This window comes from Streptococcus sp. UMB1203, from assembly GCF_030217725.1.
Lineage (GTDB): Bacteria > Bacillota > Bacilli > Lactobacillales > Streptococcaceae > Streptococcus.
This window is the reverse complement of sequence record NZ_JASOOK010000082.1, coordinates 1-270: the sequence shown is the minus strand read 5'-3', so window position 1 is coordinate 270 and position 270 is coordinate 1. Positions and strand designations below refer to the sequence as shown.

Below are 270 nucleotides of genomic sequence, written 5' to 3'. Positions count from 1 at the left end.
ATCCATTACGTTTACGAAGATGGAAGCAAGGCTAAGGATGATGTGGTTGAAACACTGAACTTCAAACGTTGGAGCAATGTCAACTTGGTAACAGGTCATATCGACTTCCAAGACTGGACAACTAATGATGATACGTTTGATAAAGTGGTATCACCAACCATCGCAGGTTACACAGCGGATAAATCAGAAATCCCAGCTGTAAGTGGAGTTCAAGCTAAAGACCAAGACCGTGTTGAAACAGTTACTTATCGTAAGGATGCTCAAAAAGCT

At 41.5% G+C, this 270-nt stretch carries 1 protein-coding gene; it reads left to right on the top strand.

The annotated features are described in order from the left end of the window. Positions 1-270: mucin-binding protein (locus tag QP439_RS09035; protein ID WP_285389652.1), on the top strand; the 270-nt coding region annotated here is incomplete at both ends.